This window comes from Xanthomonas sp. BRIP62418 (assembly GCF_003993495.1).
Classification (GTDB): Bacteria; Pseudomonadota; Gammaproteobacteria; order Xanthomonadales; family Xanthomonadaceae; genus Xanthomonas; species Xanthomonas euroxanthea.
In genome coordinates this window covers 300707-321609 of sequence record NZ_QEZG01000028.1, presented here as the reverse complement: position 1 = coordinate 321609, position 20903 = coordinate 300707, and the positions used below count along the sequence as shown (strand labels likewise).

Below are 20903 nucleotides of genomic sequence, written 5' to 3'. Positions count from 1 at the left end.
CAGGTTTCGTGATAGATAATAACCTTGCTTTTATTGAATACTGCTCCGTCGATTGACTTTATCCTGAGTTAATCGGTTTCGCGAGTTGGCGGGCTTGAATCGATGTCAATGGAACTGCTTGGAAATTCAGGCGGCCGCTAAATCAGGTGGATCACTGGGAATGCGGGGGGCTGAATCTCCCGTCGATGTATGATTTACGTGCTCTGATTTATTGGGCATTGGCTAGCGCTGCGGAAGTGAAGGGGTTGGCACGACGGCAAGCGTTTTTTTTTGCGAAAGCAGGCGTAGTGAGATTGGACAGGAAAATGACGGGTAAATCGCGATTGCTGGGACTGCTGGGCTGGTTGGTGCTGTGCTATCTGGTTGCGGCATTAGGGGCGGCGGCGTCAATCAAGGCGGCGAGCTTCTACGCCGGCTTGCTGCGGCCGGATTGGGCACCGCCGGGATGGGTGTTCGGGCCGGTGTGGACTGTGTTGTACGGGATGATGGCGGTGTCCGTGTGGCTGGTCTGGCGGCGCGGTGGGTGGAGCAGTGCCCGTGGGGCGCTGAGCCTGTTCGTGTTGCAGTTGGGGTTGAACGGGTTGTGGAGCTGGCTGTTCTTTGCCTGGCACATGGGGGCGTGGGCATTTGTCGACATCGTGGCGCTTTGGTTGACGTTGGTGCTGACGATTGCGGCTTTCGCCAGGCGACAACGCGCTGCCGCGTGGCTGTTGGTGCCATATCTGTTGTGGGTGAGTTTTGCGGCGGCGTTGAACCATGCGGTGTGGCAACTCAATCCGCAGGTGCTTGGCTAGGGCCTGCATGGGTCAAAAGCGTCTGATGCACCTCTGCGTCAGGCGCGAGAGGTGGCGTGGCCGCCACGCTGGACTAGCCGGATCCGTGTTGTCCGGCACCAGGTCTCCGCGACAGGATGCTGCGCAAGCGCCGCTCGGCGCGGCGCACAAAAAGTTTCCATAGCAATCAATCGCTTGTGGCTGCATCGCTTAAATGTTTGTCCTGCAAGGCTTTCTGCGTGGGTCTTGCGTTGCGCAAGGCTGGCTTGATGCGCAGTGCTTGACAGCCTTCACCCCGGTGATGTCTTTTGCGTACATGCCTGATGCCTTCGCCACCACCTCGCTTACCTGCCAGCCGCAGCTGCGGCCGGGTGCGGGCGTGGCCGGCATTAGCACCACCATTACCACCGTCACCATTCGCCCGGTGCGGCCCGTCGTCTTCGCGTAACTTCCGAAAACCACGGCCCCGCACCCGGATCAGGATGCGGGGGCTTTCCTCCCTCATCTGATGCGGACGGGGCCTCCCCAACGAGGTCTGTCGATGTCATCGCTTGCTGTTTCACTCGAACCCGCTGCTGTTCTCGCGTCCTCTGCGCGCATCGTCGTACACAAATTCGGCGGCACCTCGGTGGCCGATGCCGAGCGCTACCGGCATGTGGCGCAGTTGTTGCTGGCGCGCGAGGAGACCGTGCAGGTCACCGTGGTGTCGGCGATGAAGGGGGTGACCGATGCGCTGATCGAACTGGCCGAACTGGCGGCGCAAGATCGCCCCGAGTGGCGCGAACGCTGGCATGAAACGCGGGCACGCCATCGCGGTGCGGCGGTGGCCCTGCTGGGCGAGCATTCCGGGCCGACGGTGGAGTGGCTGGACGAGCGCTTCGAGCATCTGGCGCAGATCCTCGGTGCGCTGGCGGTGATAGGCGAGCTGCCGCGCGAGGTGCTCGACCGCGTGCAAGGCCTGGGCGAGGTGTATTCGGCGCAGTTGCTCGGCGATCATTTCCGCGCGCTTGGCGAGGATTGCGCGGTGCTGGATGCACGCGATGTGCTGGTGGTCAACCGCGGCGAACTCGGCGTTGATGTGGATTGGGAGGTCAGCGCGCAGCGGCTTGCGACCTGGCGCCAGGCACATCCGCAGACGCGCGTGGTGGTGACCGGGTTCGTGGCGCGCGACCGCGCCGACCGCATCACCACGTTGGGGCGAAACGGTAGCGATTATTCCGGCGCGATCTTCGCGGCCTTGTTCGATGCCGATGAGCTGCATATCTGGACCGATGTGGATGGCGTGCTGTCGGCGGACCCCCGCGTGGTGCCCGAAGCGGTACAGCTGGAAACGTTGAGCTACGACGAAGCCTGCGAACTGGCCTATTTCGGCGCCAAGGTGGTGCATCCGCAGACCATGTCGCCGGCGATCGAGCGCGGCTTGCCGATCATCATCCGCAATACCTTCCAGCCCGAACACCCGGGCACGCGCATCACCGCCAGCAGCGCGGTGAGCGGGCCGATCAAGGGGCTGACACTGAGCCCGGATCTGGCTGTGCTCAACCTGGAAGGCACCGGCCTGATCGGCGTGCCGGGCACCGCCGAGCGCGTGTTTGCGGCACTGCGCACGGCGCAGGTGTCGGTGGTGATGATCTCGCAGGGCTCGTCGGAGCATTCGATCTGTTGCGTGGTCAAGCAGCATGAATCCGAGCGCGCGCGCAATGCTTTGTTGCAGGCCTTTGCGCATGAACTCACGGTCGGCCAGGTGCAGCGCGTGCAACTGACCACCGGCATCAGCGTGCTCGCTGCAGTGGGAGATGGCATGGCCGGGCAGCCGGGTGTGGCGGCGCGGCTGTTCGAGTCGCTGGGGCGTGCGCAGGTCAATATCCTGGCGATCGCGCAGGGCTCCTCGGAGCGCAACATCTCGGTGGCCATCGACGCGGCGCATGCGACCAAGGCCTTGCGTGCGGCGCATGCCGGCTTCTGGTTGTCGCCGCAGACCTTCTCTGTCGGCGTGATCGGCCCGGGCAATGTGGGCGCGGCGTTGCTGGACCAGTTGCGCATCGCGCAACCGCAGTTGCTGGGCAAGGCCAACCTGGATCTGCGCCTGCGCGCGGTGGTGTCGCGCGGCCGCATGTTGCTCGATGAGCGCGGCCTGGTCGGCAACTGGCGCGATGCCTTCGCCTCCGCAGCCACCGCGACCGATCTGGAGCGTTTCACCACGCATCTGTTGTCCGCGCACCTGCCGCATACGGTGATCATCGATTGCAGCGGCAGCGCGGACGTGGCCGATCGCTATGCGGACTGGCTGGCTGCCGGCATCCACGTGGTGACGCCGAACAAGCAGGCCGGCTCCGGTCCGTTGCAGCGGTATCAGGCGATCCGTGCGGCGGCCGATGCCAGCGGCGCGCGCTTCCGTTACGAAGCGACCGTTGGCGCCGGCCTGCCGGTGATCACCACGCTGCGCGACCTGGTCGATACCGGCGATACGGTGACCTCGATCGAAGGCATCTTCTCCGGCACGCTGGCCTGGCTGTTCAACAAATACGACGGCAGCGTGCCGTTCGCCGAGCTGGTGACGCAGGCACGCGGCATGGGCTATACCGAACCGGATCCACGCGACGATCTGTCCGGTGTGGACGTGGCGCGCAAGCTGGTGATCCTGGCGCGCGAAGCCGGGCGCGAGATCAGCCTGGAGGACGTGCAGGTCGAGAGCCTGGTGCCCGAAGCACTGCGTCAGGCCAGCGTGGACGATTTCATGGCGCGCCTGCATGAGGTGGATGCGACCTTCGCACAGCGCCTGGCCGATGCACGTGCACGCGGCAATGTGCTGCGCTATGTCGCGCAGCTGCCGCCGGATCGCGCGCCCAGCGTGGGCCTGGTCGAGCTGCCGGCCGATCACGCCTTCGCCAATCTGCGCCTGACCGACAACGTGGTGCAGTTCACCACGCGTCGCTACTGCGAGAATCCGTTGGTGGTGCAGGGGCCCGGTGCGGGCCCGGAAGTCACCGCGGCCGGCGTGTTTGCCGATCTGCTGCGGGTGGCGGCGGGCGAGGGGGCACGCTTGTGAACCAGGCGGTTGCAGACCAGGCCGCGCAGATGCAACAGGTGGCGATTGCTGCGCGCGAGCTGGGCCAGGCACGCGCCTTCGCACCGGCCTCGGTGGCGAATGTGGCGGTGGGATTCGATCTGCTCGGCTATCCCATCGACGGCGTCGGCGACACCGTCACGGTGCGGCGTATCGAGGCGCCGCTGGTGCGCATCGCCGCCATCCGCGGCACTACCGTGGCCTTGCCGCTGGATGCCGCGCGTAACACCGCGGGTGCGGCCTTGATGTCGTTGCGCGCGGCGCTGGCGCTGCCGTTCGGTTTCGAGATCGAGATCGACAAAGGCATCGCGCTGAGTTCGGGCATGGGCGGTTCGGCAGCGTCCTGCGTGGCGGCGTTGGTTGCCGCCAACGCGCTGCTGGATGCGCCGCTGCGCAACGAGCAGCTGTATCAGCACGCCCTCGATGGCGAGGCGGTGGCCAGCGGCAGCCGCCATGGCGACAACCTGGGCCCGCTGTTTCTAGGCGGCCTGGTGTTGTGCACGCTGGAGCGTCTGGTGCCGATCAACGTGCCGGCGGCGTGGCACAGCCTGCTGGTGCATCCGGACGCGGTGCTGGAAACGCGGCGCGCGCGCGAAGCCCTGGCCGGCGACTATCAACTGCGCGAGTTCGTCGCGCAGAGCACCAACCTGGCCCTGGTGCTGGCCGGTTGCCATGCCGGTGATGCCGATTTGGTGCGTGCGGGCCTGCGCGATGTGCTGATCGAACCACGCCGCGCGCCGTTGATCGCCGGCTTCGCCGCTGCCAAGCAGGCCGCGCTGGATCATGATGCCCTCGGTGCCAGCATTTCCGGCGCCGGACCCAGCGTATTCGCCTGGTTCGCATCGCGCGCGGCCGCCAACGCTGCCGCCGCAGCGGTCAAGGCCGCCTTCGCAGGGGTTGGCCTGCATAGCCAGCACTGGGTATCCCCGATCGCCAGCCCGGCCGCGCGGTTGCTCGCATGAGCCATCGCGCGCCTGTCGTTGTCGATCGATCGCCCGCGCACGGCAGGCGGGCCGTGCAGCGCGCAAGGCACGCGTCAACCGACCACGACCTCGCTGATCTGCATGACCGGCGCAAGATCGGTGTAGTTGGGAATGTCGCCCAGGATTTCCTGTGCATGTGGCCCGAAGCCTGCGTTGAAGGCCTCCACCGAGTCGCAGAAAATGTGGCACATGCCGATGTAAGCCGGGGGGCTGCCCGGCTCGCCGCCGCTGATGCCCTTGTCCACCGTGTAGCGCAGGCAGGCCGCGCCCATCCGCGCGCTCACCAGCGGCATATGCGCGTCGCGGTAGTAGGCATGGTCGAAGCGGGCGCCTTCGCGGTACGGGTACATCACGCTGACCTTGATCATCTGCCGGCTCCACTGGAAGGTGCGCGCAGCATAGCGCCGCGCCGCTCCTGCCGGGCGCCCCTGCGGCGCAGCGCGGCCATGCCGCAGTGTCCGGTCTTTTCATTCGCGGGCCATGCCCCGTCTTCGCCTTGTCTGGAGTCGTCACCATGAACTTCCTCTCCACCCGTGGCGGCGCATCCGCCGCAAGCCTGAGCCAGGCGATTGCCGCCGGCCTGGCACCCGATGGCGGCCTGTACGTGCCGCAGGCCCTGCCACCGGCACGCACGCTGACGGCAGGCGCCACGCTGGCCGACACCGCCGCCACGTTGCTGCAGCCATTCTTCGACGGCGATGCATTGGCGCCAGAGCTGCCGGCCATCTGTGCCGAAGCGTTCGACTTCCCGGCGCCGTTGGTGGCCCTGGGCACGCCCGGCGATTACGCGCTTGAGCTGTTCCATGGCCCGACCGCCGCGTTCAAGGATTTCGGTGCGCGCTTTCTTGCGGCCTGCCTGACCCGCCTGCGGCGTGCCGAAGGCCGGCCGCTCACCATCCTGGTCGCCACTTCCGGCGACACCGGCGCTGCCGTGGCCGCGGCATTCCACCGCCAGCCGGGTCTGCGCGTGGTGGTGCTGTATCCGGATGGCCGCGTGTCGCCGCGCCAGGCGCATCAGCTGGGCTGCTTCGGCGACAACATCCAGGCCCTGCGCGTTGCCGGCACGTTCGACGATTGCCAGGCGATGGTCAAGCAGGCCTTGAACGATGCCGCGCTGCAGGCGCAGCTACCGCTGAGTTCGGCCAACAGCATCAGCCTGGGCCGTTTGCTGCCGCAGATGAGCTATTACGCGCACGCCGCCCTGCAGCACCATGCCGGCACAGGTGCCGCGCTGAACCTGGTGGTGCCCACCGGCAACCTGGGCAACGGGTTGGCGGCGATCCTGGCGCGTGCGCTCGGCGTGCCGCTGGGCCGTATCGCGCTGGCCTCCAATGCCAATCATGTAGTGCCGGATTATTTTGCCGGCGACGATTACGCGCCGCAGCCCAGCGTGGCGACGCTGGCCAATGCGATGGACGTGGGCGCGCCAAGCAACTTCGAACGGCTGCGCTGGCTCTACGACGGCGACGATGCCGCGTTGCGCGAGGCATTCCGTGCGCTTTCGGTGGACGATGCCGCGATCCGCCAGACCGTGCAGCAGCGCTTTGCCCGCTATGGCGAAGTGCATTGCCCGCATACCGCCACCGCCGTGCATGTGCTGGAGCAGCTGCGCGCGGAAGGGGCCGAAGGCGGCACCGGCGACTGGGCGGTGGCGGCCACAGCGCATCCGGCCAAGTTCGAGGGCGTGGTCGAGCCCCTGATCGGGCGCGAGGTGGCCGTGCCGCCGGCGCTGGCCGCGCTGCTGCAGCGTCCCGCGCATGCCGAAACGCTGGCGCCGGACTATGCCGCGTTCCGGCAGCGCCTGCTTGCGGATGCGGCCTGACCGAACGTGTTCAGGCTATTGGGGTTGGAAAGTGCCGCCCATGGGGCTATTTCTAGCGGGTGCGGCCCCAGCGTGGCGCCGCGTCCGATGTGGGTTGGTGCATGTCTTATCGAGTGATCGCCGTTGCCGCCGCGTTGTGCGGGTGGGCAGCGGCTGGAGCGGCCAGCGCGGCCGATGTCATGTCTGCCTCGCCGTTGCCGACGCTGGGCGCACCGCGTATCGGTCTGGTCGATGCATTGGCGCGGCAGGCGCCATCGCTGGATCGCCAGGTGCTGGCGCTGGCGGCCGAAGCCTTGCAATGCGCGCGGCAGCGCCAGCAGGTGGGCACCGAGCGCGTGCTCAGCGTCATCGACTACAGCCGGCCGTCGACCGAGCGCAGGCTATGGGTGTTCGATCTGGAGCGGCAGCGGCTGCTGTTCCAGGAATGGGTGGCGCACGGGCGCAATACCGGCAACAACCTGGCGGCCAAGTTCTCCAATGACGACGGCAGTTTCCAGTCCAGCCTGGGCGCGTTCACCGCGCAGGAGTCGTATACCGGCCACAACGGCTATTCGTTGCGGCTCAAGGGCCTAGAGCCCGGGTTCAACGACCATGCGCGCGACCGCGCGATCGTGATCCATGGTGCGCCCTATGTCAGCGAGGCGGTGATCCGCACGCAGGGCCGGCTCGGCCGCAGCCTGGGCTGCCCGGCGGTGCGTCCGGCGGTGGCCAAGCAATTGATCGATACCTTGCGTGAAGGCGCCTTCGTGTTCGCCTACTACCCGGACCGGGCCTGGCTGCGGCAATCGCGGTTGCTGGGCGGCGGATGTGGTGCGTCGGTGGCAAGTGCGAATGCGGGCGGGCGCTGAGGCGTTCCGGCTTGCCAGCTATTAAGTCTCAGACGGTATCGCCGGCAAGGCTGCGCAGCGCCGCGTAATCCAGGATCTGCACCAGATGCAGCTGCGGCAGCGCGATCAACTGCTGTTGCCTGAGTTTGGTGAAGGTGCGGCTGACCGTTTCCACGGTCAGCCCGAGATGGTCGGCGATATCGCTACGGCTCATCGGCAGCGCGACGGTGTCGCCGCTGGCGCCGGGCTGGGTGGAGCGGGCCGCCAGGCGCAGCAGGAAGTGCGCCAGCCGTTCGCTGGGTTGCAGGCGCGCCAGCAGCAGGCCGGTGTCCTGTGCGGCGGCCAGTTCCATGCTGGCGCGCTGCAGCAGCTTGCGTTCCAGCTGCGGATAGCGCTCGCGCAACTGGCGCATCTGTGCCATCGGGGTGCGGCAGACCCGGCTGTCGATGATGGCTTCGATGTCGTGGCGGTGCTGCGGCGTTTCGGTCAGGCCGACATAGTCGCCCGGCAGCACGAAGCCGGTGACCTGGCGGCGGCCGTCGGCCAGCGTGCGCACCATGCGCAGCGCGCCGGAAGTCAGCGTATAGACGTGCTGGCGGATGTCGCCGGCGCGCACCAGGGTGCTGCCGGGCGCATAGGACTGGGCGCTGGTGGCCTGGTCGAGCGCGTCCATTTCCTGCGGCGACAGCGCCGCGCAGATGGCCCGGCCGCGGACTGCACACAGCGCGCAGTCGGAACCACGCGCATCGCTGCGCCCGGCTGCGCTGGGCGCCGGGCAGGTCGTGCTGGGGTCTGAAAGCTGCCGGTACATGAGTCACGCACTGCTGGAACGCAGGTGAATGATACGCCATGCGGTCAGCGCGGCCGCCCAGCCGGTAGAATTGCGCGTTCGCCACATTGCCCTGCAGGAGTTTCGCTCGTGATCAAGCCCCGTACGCCGCCCGGCATCATGGAATTGCTGCCGCGCGAGCAGATCGCGTTCCAGCGCATGCTGGACGTCATCCGCCGCAACTACGAGCGGTTCGGGTTCCTGCCGGTCGAAACGCCGGTATTCGAGCTGTCCGATGTGTTGCTGACCAAGTCCGGTGGCGAGACCGAGCGCCAGGTGTATTTCGTGCAGTCCACCGGCGCGCTGGCCAATGCCGCCGCCGCGGCGGACGAAGGCGGCGAGGGTGGCTTGCCCGAGCTGGCGCTGCGCTTCGACCTCACTGTGCCGCTGGCACGCTACGTGGCCGAGCACGAGCACGACCTGAGCTTCCCGTTCCGCCGCTACCAGATGCAGCGCGTCTATCGTGGCGAGCGTGCCCAGCGCGGGCGTTTCCGCGAGTTCTACCAGTGCGACATCGACGTGATCGGCAAGGATGCGTTGAGCATCCGCTACGACGCCGAGGTGCTGGCGGTGATCCACGCGGTGTTCGCCGAGCTGGGCATCGGCGCGTTCAAGGTGCAGTTGAACAACCGCAAGCTGTTGCGCGGCTTCTTCGAAAGCCTGGGCGTGGCCGAGGGCGAGCTGCAGCTGGCGGTGTTGCGCGAGGTCGACAAGATCGATAAGCGCGGCGCCGACTACGTGCGCGACACGCTGGTGGGCGAAGGCTTCGGCATCGCCGCCGAGCAGGTCGACAGGATTCTGGCCTTCGTGGCGGTGCGCTCGAACGGGCATGCCGATGCGCTGGCGCAGCTGCAGGCGCTGGAGGCCTCGGTCGCTGCGAGCGCGACTCTGGGCGAGGGCATCGCCGAGCTGCGCGAAGTGCTGGAGCTGGTCAAGGCACTGGGCGTGCCGGAGAGCGCGTATTGCCTGAACTTCTCGATCGCGCGCGGGCTGGACTACTACACCGGCACCGTCTACGAGACCACGCTGACCGACCACCCGCAGATCGGTTCCATCTGCTCGGGCGGCCGCTATGAAAGCCTGGCCAGCCACTACACCAAGTCCAAATTGCCCGGCGTGGGCATCTCGATCGGCCTGACCCGCCTGTTCTGGCAGCTGCGCGAGGCCGGCCTGATCCAGGGCATCGCCGAGAGCAGCGTGCACGCGATGGTGGCGCTGATGGACGAGTCGCGGCTGGAGGACGCGCTGGATATCGCGCGCCGGCTGCGCATCGGCGGCATCAATACCGAAGTGCAGATGGAGCCGAAGAAGATCGGCAAGCAGTTCCAGTACGCCGCGCGCGCAGGCATCCGCTTCGTGGTGCTGGCCGGCGACGACGAGCTGGCGCGCGGGGTGGTGGCGGTCAAGGACCTGGTGCGCGAGCAGCAGTTCGAGGTGGCCCGCGACGAGCTGGCCAGCACCTTGCTGGTGGAGCTGGAGCAGGCCAGGGCGATGCTGGTGGCCGGGGGCGTCGACGGCGATTGACGTCGCCGGAAGCGGTGAGAAGGCGCCGCCTGGTCGGTAACGGCAGCAGCGGCGCCGGGTGCATCCCGATGCACGGACAAACCCATCGACGCCTCGGTGTCGGTGGGTTTGTCGTTTCTGACTCGCCGCACCGACCGGGACGTCCCTGAACGCTTTGCCCGCGGCGCTTGTCCTATAGCCTGCGTTTGCGTTAATGTGCTAACACGCTATTACATTAACGCAATGAAACAACGACCCGCCCCCCGCGAAAGTGCCGATGCCGCCGCCTCCCTCAAGATGCTGGCCGATGCCCTGGCCTGCCTGAAGGAGCCTGGGGCGGTCGAGGCCTTCCTGCGCGATCTGTGCACGCCCGCCGAGCTGGAGGCCATGTCGGATCGCTGGCGGGTGGTGCCGTTGCTGATCAAGGGCGTGCCGTATCGCGAAATCCACGAACTGACCCAGGTCAGCGTGACCACCATCGGGCGCGTTGCGCGCACCCTGGAACATGGTGCCGGCGGCTATGCCGAGGCCCTGCGCGAGCAATCCTCGCGCCCTGTCGAATCCCACTGAGAGAACAAGATGAGTGCTTCCACGGCAGCACCGGCACGTGACCGGTTGCGTATCGCCATCCAGAAGAGCGGCCGTCTGGCCGAACCGGCGCGCAGCCTGCTGGCGGCCTGCGGGCTGAGCTGGCGGCAGAGCCGCGACAAGCTGTTCTGCTACGGCGAATCGCTGCCGGTGGACCTGCTGCTGGTGCGCGACGACGACATCCCCGGCCTGATCGCCGATGGCGTCTGCGACCTGGGCATCGTCGGCCAGAACGAACTCGAGGAGCAGGCATCCGAGCGCCGCCGCAATGGCCTGCCGGCCGCGTATCACGCGGTGCGCGGGGTCGGTTTCGGCCAGTGCCGGCTGATGCTGGCGGTGCCGGAAGAGTGGGATTGGCAGGGCGTGGCGCAACTGGCCGGCAAGCGGATCGCCACCAGCTACCCGGCGATCCTGGCCGACTGGCTGAAGCGCCAGGGCATCGATGCGGCAGTGGTGGAATTGTCCGGCTCGGTGGAAATCGCCCCGCGCCTGGGCACCGCGGATCTGATCTGCGATCTGGTCTCCAGCGGCGCCACCCTGGCCGCCAACCAGCTCAAGCCGGTGGAACTGGTGATGGAAAGCGAAGCGGTGCTGGCCGGTGCGGTGCGCGAGCCGGCCGACGCGCGCGCAGCATTGCTGGCGATGCTGCTGCGGCGCATGGACGGCGTGCTCAAGCTGCGCGACAGCAAGCTGCTGATGTTCCGCGCCGAGCAGGACGCCGTGGATGCGCTGCGCCGCCTGCTGCCCGATGCAGAGCCGCTGGTGCAGCTGCCCGACGATGGCAACGGCGCGTTGCGCCTGCAGACCATGTGTCATGGCGCGGTGACCTGGCAGCGGCTGGAAGAACTCGAACGCGCAGGTGCGCAAGGTCTGATGGTGTTGACGGTGGAGCGCTCGCTGGCATGAATATTCTCGATTGGTCGCAGCTGGACACCGCTGCGCGGACCCAGGCATTGACCCGCCCGGTGCAGACCGTGGCCACGCAGACGCGCGAGGCGGTCGCTGCATTGATTGCCGATGTGCGCACGCGTGGCGATGCCGCGCTGCGCGAGATCACCGCGCGTTTCGATGGCGTGGCGCTGGACAGCTTCGCCGTGAGCAAGGCCGAATTTGCCGCCGCCGAAGCGGCGGTGGCGCCGGAACTGCGCCAGGCCATGCAGGACGCGGTGGCGCGCATCGACACCTTCCACCGCGCCGGCATGAGCGAAGGCTATGCAGTGGAGACCGCGCCGGGCGTGGTCTGCGAAAAGATCGTGCGGCCGATCGGTCGGGTCGGCCTGTACGTGCCGGCCGGCAGTGCGCCGTTGCCGTCGACTGCGTTGATGCTCGGGGTTCCCGCGCGTCTGGCCGGCTGCCGCGAGGTGGTGCTGTGCACGCCGCCGCGCAAGGACGGCAGCGTCGATCCGGCGGTGCTGGTCGCCGCGCAACTGACCGGCGTGCGCCGTGTGTTCAAGCTCGGCGGTGCGCAGGCAATTGCGGCAATGGCGTACGGCACCGATTCGGTTCCGGGTTGCGACAAGTTGTTCGGCCCGGGCAACAGCTTCGTCACCGAGGCCAAGCAGCAGGTGGCGCAGTCCGGCGCGGCGGCGATCGACATGCCGGCCGGCCCGTCCGAAGTGCTGGTGATCGCCGATGCCGGCGCGCAGCCGGCCTTCGTTGCCGCCGATCTGCTCTCGCAGGCAGAACACGGCCCGGATTCGCAGGTACTGCTGTTGTCCGACAGCGATGCGCTGATCGCGGCGGTGCAGGTGGAACTCGATGCCCAGCTGGCGCAACTCTCGCGCGCCGGGATCGCGCGCCAGGCGCTGGCGCAATCGCGCCTGATCAAGGTGCAGGCGCTGGAGGAAGCGTTTGCGATCAGCAATCGCTATGCACCGGAGCACCTGATCCTCGCGCTGCGCGAGCCGCGTGCGTGGCTGGGCCAGGTCGAAGCGGCCGGCTCGGTGTTTCTCGGCGATTACACGCCCGAAGCGCTGGGCGATTACTGCAGCGGCACCAACCACGTGCTGCCGACCAGCGGTGCGGCGCGCGCCTATAGCGGCGTAAGTGTGGCCAGCTTCCAGAACATGGTCAGCGTGCAGGCCGCCAGCAAGGCCGGCATCGACGGCATCGGCGCATGCGCGCTGATCCTGGCGCGCGCCGAGGGCCTGGATGCGCACGCCAATGCAGTGGCATTGCGCATGGGAGTGGCGGCATGAGTACGCCATCGATTCTGGAACTGGTGCGTGAGGATCTGCGTGCCTTCGCCGGCTACTCGTCGGCGCGCACCAGCGCGTTGCAGGGCGATGTGTGGCTCAACGCCAACGAGTCGGCCTGGGGCAATCCTGCCGATCCCGACGGCAGCACGCGGCGCTACCCGGACCCGCAACCCAAGGGTCTGCGCGCTGCATTGGCGGGGTTGTATGGCTGTACGCCCGAGCAGCTGTTGATCGGCCGCGGCAGCGACGAGGCAATCGATCTGCTGGTGCGCGGCCTGTGCGTGCCCGGGCGCGATGCGGTGGTGGTGACCCCGCCGGTGTTCGGCATGTACGCGGTGTGCGCGCGCCTGCAGAACGCACCCCTGGTCGAGGTGCCGCTGGTGGATGGACCGCAAGGTTTCCACGCGGATATCCCGGCGATCGTCGAAGCAGCGCTGAGCTCGCAGGCCAAGCTGGTGTTCCTGTGCTCGCCGTCCAACCCGGCCGGCTCGGCAATTGCCCTGGACTCGATCGAAACCGCCTTGCAGGCATTGCAGGGCAGGGCGCTGGTGGTGGTTGACGAAGCCTATGGCGAGTTCTCCGACATACCCTCGGCAGTGAGCCTGCTTGCGCGCTACGACAATCTGGCGGTGTTGCGCACGTTGTCCAAGGCGCATGCGCTGGCAGCGGCACGCATCGGCAGCCTGATCGCCAACGCCGAGCTGATCGCCGTGCTGCGGCGCTGCCAGGCGCCGTACCCGGTGCCGACGCCGTGCGCGGCAATGGCCGAACAGGCCTTGTCCGCGCCGGCGCTGGAGGTCACGCGCCGGCGCATCGCCGAGGTGCGCAGCGAGCGCACACGCGTGCACACCGCACTCGAGCAGCTGGCCGGCGTGCGTCAGGTGTATCCCTCGCAGGGCAACTTTCTGCTGGTGCGTTTCGACGATGCCGAAGCCGCATTCCAGGCGCTGCTGGAGGCCGGCGTGGTGGTGCGCGATCAACGCGCGGTACCGCAGCTGTCCGATGCCCTGCGCATCACCCTGGGCACGCCCGAACAGAACGCGCGCGTGCTGAGCGCGCTGCAACGCACGCAGGAGGCCGCCGCATGACCCCGATTCTCTTCGTCGACCGCGACGGCACGCTGATCACCGAGCCGGCCGATTACCAGATCGACGCCTACGAAAAACTGCGCCTGGTCGACAACGTGATTCCGGCAATGCTGAAGTTGCGCGACGCCGGCTATCAATTCGTCATCGTCAGCAACCAGGACGGGCTGGGCAGCGAGAGCTATCCGCGCGCGTCCTTCGATGGCCCGAACAACCTGATGCTGCAGATCTTCGCCAGCCAGGGCATCGTGTTCCGCGAGGTGTTGATCGACTGCAGCTGGCCGGCCGACAACGCGCCCACGCGCAAACCCGGTGTCGGCCTGATGGTGCCTTACCTGCAGGACCGCACGATCGACTGGGCACGCTCGGCGATGGTGGGCGACCGCATCACCGACATCCAGTTCGCGCAGAACCTCAATATCCGCGGTTTCCAGCTGCGCACCGACGAATTCGGCGGCGAGTGGGACTGGCCAGGCATCGCACACGAGCTGGCCGATGCGCCACGGCGTGCGGTGGTCCAGCGCAATACCAAGGAAACCCGGATCCGCGTCGAACTGGATCTGGATCGCGTGGCCGAACCGAAGACCGCCACCGGCCTGCCGTTCTTCGACCATATGCTGGAGCAGATCGGCAAGCACGGTGGCTTTGCGCTGGATATCCGCGCCGAAGGCGATCTGCATATCGACGAGCACCACACCATCGAGGACACCGGTCTGGCATTGGGCCAGGCCTTGCGCGAAGCGCTGGGCGACAAGCGCGGCATCGGCCGTTACGGCTTCGACCCCGACGACAGCCCGTGGCGTGTTGCCGGCGATACCACCCAGCATGGCTTCACGCTGCCGATGGACGAAACCATCGCCAGCGCTGCACTGGACTTCAGCGGTCGGCCGTACTTCGTGTTCGAAGGCCAGTTCAAGCGTGAGCGCGTGGGCGACATGCCGACCGAACTGGTCCCGCATTTTTTCCGCTCGATCTGCGATGCCTCCGGCCTGAACCTGCACCTGAGCGTGCGTGGCGAGAACGACCACCACAAGGTCGAGGCCTGCTTCAAGGCCCTGGCGCGTGCGCTGCGCCAGGCGATCCGTCGCGAAGGCACTGCGTTGCCCACCACCAAGGGTGCGCTATGACCGATGTCGCGTTGATCGATGCCGGCGGCGCCAACCTGGGCTCGGTGCGCTACGCATTGGAACGGCTGGGCGTGGAAGCGCGCCTGGTACGCGATGCAGCAGGGTTGCAGGGCGCGCAGCGGGTGATCCTGCCTGGCGTCGGCGCCGCGCCCGAGGCGATGTCGCGCCTGCGCGCACAGGGCCTGGTCGAGCCGTTGCGGCAGTTGCAGGTGCCGCTGATCGGCATCTGCCTGGGGATGCAGTTGCTGTTCGAACATTCCGAAGAAGGCGATGTCGATTGCCTGGGCGTGCTGCCGGGCATCGTGCGGCACATGACGCCCGCACTCGGCATACGCGTGCCGCATATGGGCTGGAATCAGCTGGTGCCGATGCGCGACTCCGCGTTGCTGGCCGGCTTGCCGGAGCGCGCCAGTGCCTATTTCGTGCATGGGTATGCCGCGCCGGTGACGGCCGACACCGTGGCCGCCTGCGATCACGGCGGTCTGTTCACGGCGGTGGTGCAGCAAGGCCTGCGCTGCGGCGCGCAGTTCCACCCCGAGCGTTCGGCCGAGACCGGTGCACGCATCCTGCGCAATTTTCTTGAGATGAGCTTCCCATGAGTTTCACCGTTTACCCGGCGCTGGATATCCGCAACGGCCGCGTGGTGCGCCTGCTGCAAGGCGACTACGCACGCGAGACGCAGTACGGCGACGATGTGCTGCCACGCGCGCAGGCATTTGCCGATGCCGGCGCGCAGTGGATGCATCTGGTCGATCTGGATGCGGCAAAGGCCGGCGGTTATACGCTGGCGAGCACGCTCGGCGAGATCGCCCGTGCCACCGGCTTGCAGGTGCAGACCGGCGGTGGCGTGCGCTCACGCGAGGACGTGGCGCGCATCCTCGATGCCGGCGCCGCGCGCGTGGTGATCGGCTCGTTGGCGGTGCGCCAGGCCGATACCGTCATCGCCTGGCTGCAGGAATTCGGCGCCGATCGGCTGACCATCGCGCTGGACACGCGCCAGGACGCCGACGGTGTGTGGCAGTTGCCGGTGCATGGCTGGACCGAAGCGGCCGAGGCCACGCTGGATCAGCTGGCCGGGCGTTACGCGCAGGCCGGCCTGCAGCATCTGCTGTGCACCGACATCGCGCGCGACGGCATGTTGTCTGGCCCGAACATGCAGCTGTACGCGCACCTGCGCACGCTGGCGCCGCAGTTGCAGGTGCAGGTGTCCGGTGGCGCGCGCAACCTGGCCGATGTCGTTGCCGCCAAGGCTGCCGGCTGCGCCGGCATCGTGCTCGGCAAGGCCTTGCTGGAAGGGCATCTGGCGTTGAAGGAGGCACTGGCATGCTGAGCCGCCGCATCATTCCCTGCCTGGACGTGCGCGACGGACGCGTGGTCAAGGGCGTCAAGTTCCGCGACCACATCGACATGGGCGACATCGTCGAACTGGCGCTGCGCTACCGCGCGCAAGGTGCCGACGAGCTGGTGTTCTACGACATCGGTGCCAGCCCGGAAGGGCGCTCGGTCGATTACACCTGGGTCGAGCGGGTGGCGCGGCTGATCGATATCCCGTTCTGCGTGGCCGGCGGCATCGGCAATGTGGACACCGCGCGCGCGGTGCTGCATGCTGGTGCCGACAAGATTTCGATCAACTCGCCGGCGCTCGGCAGGCCGCAGCTGATCTCCGAGCTCGCAGACGCCTTCGGCGTGCAATGCGTGGTGGTCGGCATTGACTCGATCCGCGAGGACGATGGGCAGTGGCGCGTGCGCCGCTACACCGGCGATCCGAGCAAGACCCAGGCCCTGCCGATGCGTACGCTGGACTGGGTGGCCGAAGCGCAGCGCCTGGGCGCCGGCGAGATCGTGCTCAACTGCATGGACAACGACGGCGTGCGGCGCGGCTACGACATCGAGCAGCTGCGCCAGGTGCGTGCGCTGTGCCACGTGCCGTTGATTGCCTCCGGCGGTGCCGGCGACATGCAGCATTTTGCCGACGTGTTCGACCAGGCTGATGTCGATGGCGCACTGGCGGCAAGCGTGTTCCACAGTGGCGCGATTCCGATCCCGGAACTCAAGCAATTCCTGCGCGCGCAACAGATCGAGGTACGTGATGGGCAGTAACGAGACGGCAGCGGGCGACGCGCTCGCCGCGCTGGACTGGAGCAAGGGCGATGGCTTGTTGCCGGTGGTCGTGCAGGACGCCGACAACCTGCGCGTGCTGATGCTGGGCTACATGAATGCCGAAGCGCTGGCGGTCACGCAGCAACGCGGCGAAGTCACCTTTTTCAGCCGCAGCAAGCAGCGCCTGTGGACCAAGGGCGAGAGCTCGGGCAACGTGTTGAAGGTGGTGTCGATCCAGACCGATTGCGATGCCGACACGCTGCTGGTGCAGGCGCGCCCGCATGGGCCGACCTGCCATCTTGGCCGCACCAGCTGTTTCCCCACCGCGCCCGGCCAGTTCCTCGGCAGCCTGGATGCCTTGATCGCCACGCGCGAGCAGGAGCGCCCGCACGGCAGCTACACCACCAGGCTGTTCGAGCAGGGCATCCGCCGCATCGCGCAGAAGGTGGGCGAGGAAGGCGTGGAAACCGCGCTGGCCGGCGTGGTGCAGGGCGATGCCGAGTTGCTCGGCGAGTCGGCCGACCTGCTGTATCACCTGATCGTGCTGTTGCGCGCGCGCGGCCTGGGCCTGGCCGATGCGGTGGCGCTGCTGGAGTCGCGGCACCAATAGCATCACCCCGTAGGAGCGCACCTGGGCGCGACGGAGCGTTACCGATAACGCCCGTCGCGCCCGGGTGCGCTCCTACGATGAGGGGGGGCGTGATGTGCGCCCGGCCTTGGCAGGTACAATTTCCGCTGGTCTTTCTGCGGGAAAACGCATGCAGCTTCGCTTCGCTCTGTTGGCCCTGGGTTTGCTCGCGGGTGGCGCGTACGCACGCGATGCCGTGGTCGATGGCATCGTCTACGAAGAGCACGACGGGCGTGCCGGACGCAGCGCCGACGAGCCGGGCATCAGCGACGTGACCGTCTCCAACGGCGAGCAGCTGGTGCGCACCGACGCGCAAGGCCGCTACCGCCTGCCGGTACGCGACGGGCAGACGGTGTTCGTGATCAAGCCAGGCGACCGCAGCTTTGTGCCAAGCGCGGACGGACTGCCGGGTTTCTGGCGTCACTACGCACCCACGGGATCGGCCAAGCGCAAGTACCCAGGCATCGCCGCCACCGGGCGCAACACCCGGCACTGGGATTTCGCGCTGACCCCGCGCGCCAGCGCCGGCAAGGATGGGTTCCAGATGCTGGTGCTCGCCGACAGCCAGACCGCCAGCCTGACCGACGTGGGGTACTACCAGCGCGATATCGTCGCGCCGATCGTCGGCAAGACCCCGGCCCGGCTGGGCACCACGCTGGGCGATATCGTCAGCGACGATCTGAGCCTGTACCCGGCCCTGAACAAGGTCACCACCCAGCTGGGCGTGCCGTGGTTCCATGTGCCGGGCAATCACGATCTCAACTTCGACGCGGGCGACGATGCGCAGTCGCTGGACAGCTGGCGTGCCGTCTACGGCCCGGACACCTACGCGGTGGAAGAGGCCAACGCCAGCTTCGTGTTCCTGGACGATGTGATCTATACGCCAGGCGGCAAACCGGCCTATGTCGGCGGCCTGCGCGAGGACCAGTTCGCGTTCCTGCAGGCCTATCTGGCGCAGCTGCCGCGCGAGCGGCTGCTGGTGCTGGGCATGCATATTCCGTTGTTCGACGCAGCGCCGGGGCAGGAGACCTTCCGGCATGCCGATCGCCGCCGCCTGTTCGCCCTGTTGAAGGATTTCCCGCATGTGCTGGTGCTGAGCGCACACAGCCATACCCAGCGACAGGTCGATCACGGCGCCGACGAAGGTTGGCAGGGCGCCCGCCCGCTGCACGAATACAATGTCGGCGCGGCCTGCGGTGCGTTCTGGTCCGGTGCCAAGGATGCCGCCGGCATTCCCGACGCGACGATGAGCGACGGCACGCCGAACGGTTACGCGGTGCTGCAGGTGGCGCCGGGCGGCGACTACACGCTGGCCTATCACGTCGCGCGTTCGGTCGATGATGCGCAACTGCTGCTGCACGCGCCCAAGGTGCTGCGCCAGGGCGCGTATGCGGCCTGGGGGATCTACGCCAATGTGTTCATGGGCCGGGACGACACCCTCGTCGAGATGCGCATCGACAATGGCGCATGGCAGCCGATGAAGCGGGTGGAGCGTGCCGATCCGCGGCTGCTGGCAGAGAACGTGCGCGACGATGCGGCCGAGCAGTTGCGCGGCTACGACCGCTCGCCCGAGGCCACGCCGTCCACGCACCTGTGGCGTGGCGCATTGCCGACCACGCTGGAGGTGGGCGAACACACCGTGGACGTGCGCGCGTCGCTGCCGACCGGGCAGTACAGCGCACGCACGGTGTATCACCTGCAGCGCGCCGATCCTTGAGGGCTGTGCGGGGTGCGGGTGTGTGTGGAGAGCCCTTCGCGCATGAATGCGCTCCTACGGGAACGTTGTGGATGGATGCGCGGCTGAATCCTGGGGGGCAGAAACACAAACGCCTCCACGAGGGAGGCGTTCTGGGATCCGGGCTGGCAGGCGATGGCGCGCTGGCGGGGATCGATGCTGGCTGGCGTGCGCTGGCTGGCCCGGCGAGTGTAGCGAGGCCGCGCGAGCGCTGACGAAATGAGAATTAGTCTCAGTGCATGACAGTGATCAGTTTGGCGGTGCCGGTGTCGGCGGCACGGGCAGCGGGCTGCGCGGGCGGGTGGGAGCGGCCGGCGCTTTGGCGTTCGTCGGGCTGTGCAGTGGCTGCGTATCGGAATCGCTTTCTGGAGCGCGGTCTTGCCCGTCATCCGGCACAGCATCCAGCGGCGGATACGGATAGGCCACCGCCGGGCCCGCATGTAGCCCTGCACGCCAGCGTGCCAGCACCGGTGCGATGCGCCTGCCGAGAGACTGCTGCGGCAACGACGGCAATTCGCCGTCCTGTTTCTCGCGCGCAGTGATCGCCGTTTTAGCGATGGCGAACGCCGCCAACAGGTCGTCGCTGCGGTTCATCGCATCGATCAACCAGGCCTGGCCAAAGTAGGTCGCATTGGAGGTGTTGCCGCAGCCGAACGAAGGCCGGTCTGCGCGCGCAGCAGTGAGGACCAGCGTGTCTGGTGAACGCAGCGCCGGAATGAAGCCGCCCGAGTAGCAGGCCGACAGCACGATGATGCGATTGCCGATCCCGGCATCGTCCAGCGCCTGGCGCAGATCCTGCGGGCTGATGAAATCCTCCTCGTTCTGGTCCACCTGCACGTACAGCGTGTGGTCTTCGGTGCCATGGGTGGTGACGAACAGCAGCAGCGCGTCTTCCTTGCGATCCATGCGCTTGCCGACCGCCGCAAGCGTGTCGTACAGGTTGTCGTAGGTCGCCAGTGGCGCGTACGGCTGCTCGCCCAGATTGTCCGGGTTGTTGACCAACGTGACCACGCGGCCGCGCGCATCGAAGCGCCGTTCGAACAGCTGCTTGAGGTAGAGCGTTTCGTTGCGGAACACATCGTCGCTGGCATCGCCGGCGAAGCCGACCACATACAGATCGGTCACGCCGGGGCGCTGCGGCTGCAGCGCGTTCAAGGCCTGCGCGAGCGCCGCGTGGTCGACCGGATCGACCTCGTCTTCGCTTGCCGCCTGGTTCGGCAATGCGGCACCGGCATCGGGATGGCAGCCGGCCATCAAGGCCACGATGACGATCAACAATGAGAGTCGCCGCAGCAAGGCGCTCGGTCCGAAGGGGGAATGCAGCGACATGGAGAAACGCCGAAGTCTGGGAGAGACGGGTGGAGCGCCTGGGCGCCGTGATTGCAACGCAGGCGGTGACGCTGCACAACGTCCATCGCTGTGCTTCGGGCACATCTTGCAGAATACGTCCCGTGCAGCAGGCCTTCCATGCCGGGCCTCGCCAATCCGCATTGGCGAGGCCGGCTGACCCGAGCCGGCAAAAGGCGGCGCGAGCGTGCCGTCAGGCAGGCGCAGATGGCGCACTTGAACCATCACCTATCCGCAGCGCGCGCAGCACCAGACAGCGGCTGCGTTGACCCATTGGTGAGCGCAGCCGGA

20 protein-coding genes are annotated in these 20903 nt (G+C 67.4%); 17 read left to right on the top strand and 3 right to left on the bottom strand.

Annotated elements, in window-relative coordinates; all coding sequences use genetic code 11:
• Positions 1 to 293 precede the first annotated feature (293 nt).
• The 4 genes from EO174_RS06305 to EO174_RS06290 all read left to right on the top strand — a co-directional run bounded on the left by EO174_RS06305 (position 294) and on the right by EO174_RS06290 (position 4802).
• Positions 294 to 794, top strand: a complete 501-nt coding sequence (locus EO174_RS06305) for a TspO/MBR family protein (protein WP_180496960.1) — start codon at positions 294 to 296, stop codon at positions 792 to 794.
• 193 nt (positions 795 to 987) lie between these two features.
• A complete protein-coding gene (locus EO174_RS06300) occupies positions 988 to 1221 on the top strand; it encodes a hypothetical protein (RefSeq protein WP_104648615.1) in 234 nt (77 codons plus the stop codon).
• Positions 1222 to 1314: 93 nt separating this feature from the next.
• Entirely contained in the window at positions 1315 to 3822 is a 2508-nt protein-coding gene (gene thrA, locus EO174_RS06295; protein WP_126943123.1) for a bifunctional aspartate kinase/homoserine dehydrogenase I, read from the top strand.
• A gap of 29 nt (positions 3823 to 3851) precedes the next feature.
• Positions 3852 to 4802: a homoserine kinase gene (locus EO174_RS06290; RefSeq protein ID WP_126943258.1), complete on the top strand. Its 951-nt coding sequence runs from the start codon at positions 3852 to 3854 to the stop codon at positions 4800 to 4802.
• Between the two features lie 74 nt (positions 4803 to 4876).
• On the opposite strand, the gene EO174_RS06285 is transcribed toward EO174_RS06290, so the two are convergent.
• A complete protein-coding gene (locus tag EO174_RS06285) occupies positions 4877 to 5191 on the bottom strand; it encodes an EthD family reductase (protein ID WP_104585347.1) in 315 nt (104 codons plus the stop codon).
• A 146-nt stretch (positions 5192 to 5337) separates the two neighbouring features.
• Between EO174_RS06285 and thrC the strand changes: the two genes are divergently transcribed.
• Together thrC and EO174_RS06275 are read left to right on the top strand one after the other, a co-directional pair.
• Positions 5338 to 6645: a threonine synthase gene (thrC, locus tag EO174_RS06280; protein ID WP_126943120.1), complete on the top strand. Its 1308-nt coding sequence runs from the start codon at positions 5338 to 5340 to the stop codon at positions 6643 to 6645.
• Positions 6646 to 6746: 101 nt separating this feature from the next.
• Positions 6747 to 7493 (top strand): murein L,D-transpeptidase catalytic domain family protein, encoded by a 747-nt coding sequence (locus tag EO174_RS06275; RefSeq protein WP_126943117.1) that lies wholly within the window; start codon positions 6747 to 6749, stop codon positions 7491 to 7493.
• A 28-nt stretch (positions 7494 to 7521) separates the two neighbouring features.
• On the opposite strand, the gene EO174_RS06270 is transcribed toward EO174_RS06275, so the two are convergent.
• A complete protein-coding gene (locus EO174_RS06270; protein WP_080591401.1) occupies positions 7522 to 8145 on the bottom strand; it encodes a helix-turn-helix domain-containing protein in 624 nt (207 codons plus the stop codon).
• Positions 8146 to 8391: 246 nt separating this feature from the next.
• Between EO174_RS06270 and hisS the strand changes: the two genes are divergently transcribed.
• From hisS to EO174_RS06215, 11 genes are all read left to right on the top strand, one after another.
• Complete coding sequence (gene hisS, locus EO174_RS06265) at positions 8392 to 9825, top strand: histidine--tRNA ligase (RefSeq protein ID WP_104648621.1); 1434 nt, start codon at positions 8392 to 8394, stop codon at positions 9823 to 9825.
• 222 nt (positions 9826 to 10047) lie between these two features.
• Positions 10048 to 10374, top strand: coding sequence for a YerC/YecD family TrpR-related protein (locus EO174_RS06260; protein ID WP_039521339.1), 327 nt, complete (start codon positions 10048 to 10050; stop codon positions 10372 to 10374).
• 9 nt (positions 10375 to 10383) lie between these two features.
• Positions 10384 to 11298 carry an ATP phosphoribosyltransferase gene (gene hisG / locus EO174_RS06255; RefSeq protein ID WP_126943114.1) on the top strand — a complete coding sequence of 305 codons (915 nt, stop codon included), beginning with the start codon at positions 10384 to 10386 and terminating at the stop codon, positions 11296 to 11298.
• Complete coding sequence (gene hisD / locus EO174_RS06250) at positions 11295 to 12590, top strand: histidinol dehydrogenase (protein WP_126943111.1); 1296 nt, start codon at positions 11295 to 11297, stop codon at positions 12588 to 12590. The genes hisG and hisD overlap by 4 nt, the downstream gene beginning before the upstream one ends.
• On the top strand, positions 12587 to 13678 hold the full coding sequence (gene hisC / locus EO174_RS06245; protein ID WP_126943108.1) for a histidinol-phosphate transaminase: 1092 nt from the start codon (positions 12587 to 12589) through the stop codon (positions 13676 to 13678). The genes hisD and hisC overlap by 4 nt, the downstream gene beginning before the upstream one ends.
• The gene (hisB, locus tag EO174_RS06240; protein ID WP_115676850.1) at positions 13675 to 14802 is read left to right on the top strand and encodes a bifunctional histidinol-phosphatase/imidazoleglycerol-phosphate dehydratase HisB; all 1128 of its coding nucleotides are present in this window, start codon (positions 13675 to 13677) and stop codon (positions 14800 to 14802) included. The genes hisC and hisB overlap by 4 nt, the downstream gene beginning before the upstream one ends.
• Positions 14799 to 15401 (top strand): imidazole glycerol phosphate synthase subunit HisH, encoded by a 603-nt coding sequence (hisH, locus tag EO174_RS06235; RefSeq protein ID WP_126943105.1) that lies wholly within the window; start codon positions 14799 to 14801, stop codon positions 15399 to 15401. Before hisB ends, hisH begins: the two co-directional genes overlap by 4 nt.
• Positions 15398 to 16132 (top strand): 1-(5-phosphoribosyl)-5-[(5-phosphoribosylamino)methylideneamino]imidazole-4-carboxamide isomerase, encoded by a 735-nt coding sequence (gene hisA, locus EO174_RS06230; protein ID WP_126943103.1) that lies wholly within the window; start codon positions 15398 to 15400, stop codon positions 16130 to 16132. The genes hisH and hisA overlap by 4 nt, the downstream gene beginning before the upstream one ends.
• On the top strand, positions 16126 to 16902 hold the full coding sequence (gene hisF, locus EO174_RS06225; RefSeq protein WP_126943100.1) for an imidazole glycerol phosphate synthase subunit HisF: 777 nt from the start codon (positions 16126 to 16128) through the stop codon (positions 16900 to 16902). The genes hisA and hisF overlap by 7 nt, the downstream gene beginning before the upstream one ends.
• Positions 16892 to 17512, top strand: a complete 621-nt coding sequence (hisIE, locus tag EO174_RS06220; RefSeq protein WP_126943097.1) for a bifunctional phosphoribosyl-AMP cyclohydrolase/phosphoribosyl-ATP diphosphatase HisIE — start codon at positions 16892 to 16894, stop codon at positions 17510 to 17512. The genes hisF and hisIE overlap by 11 nt, the downstream gene beginning before the upstream one ends.
• Before the next feature lie 148 nt (positions 17513 to 17660).
• Complete coding sequence (locus EO174_RS06215; RefSeq protein WP_126943094.1) at positions 17661 to 19247, top strand: calcineurin-like phosphoesterase family protein; 1587 nt, start codon at positions 17661 to 17663, stop codon at positions 19245 to 19247.
• A 267-nt stretch (positions 19248 to 19514) separates the two neighbouring features.
• On the opposite strand, the gene EO174_RS06210 is transcribed toward EO174_RS06215, so the two are convergent.
• Positions 19515 to 20594, bottom strand: coding sequence for a C13 family peptidase (locus EO174_RS06210; RefSeq protein ID WP_126943091.1), 1080 nt, complete (start codon positions 20592 to 20594; stop codon positions 19515 to 19517).
• Positions 20595 to 20903 lie beyond the last annotated feature (309 nt).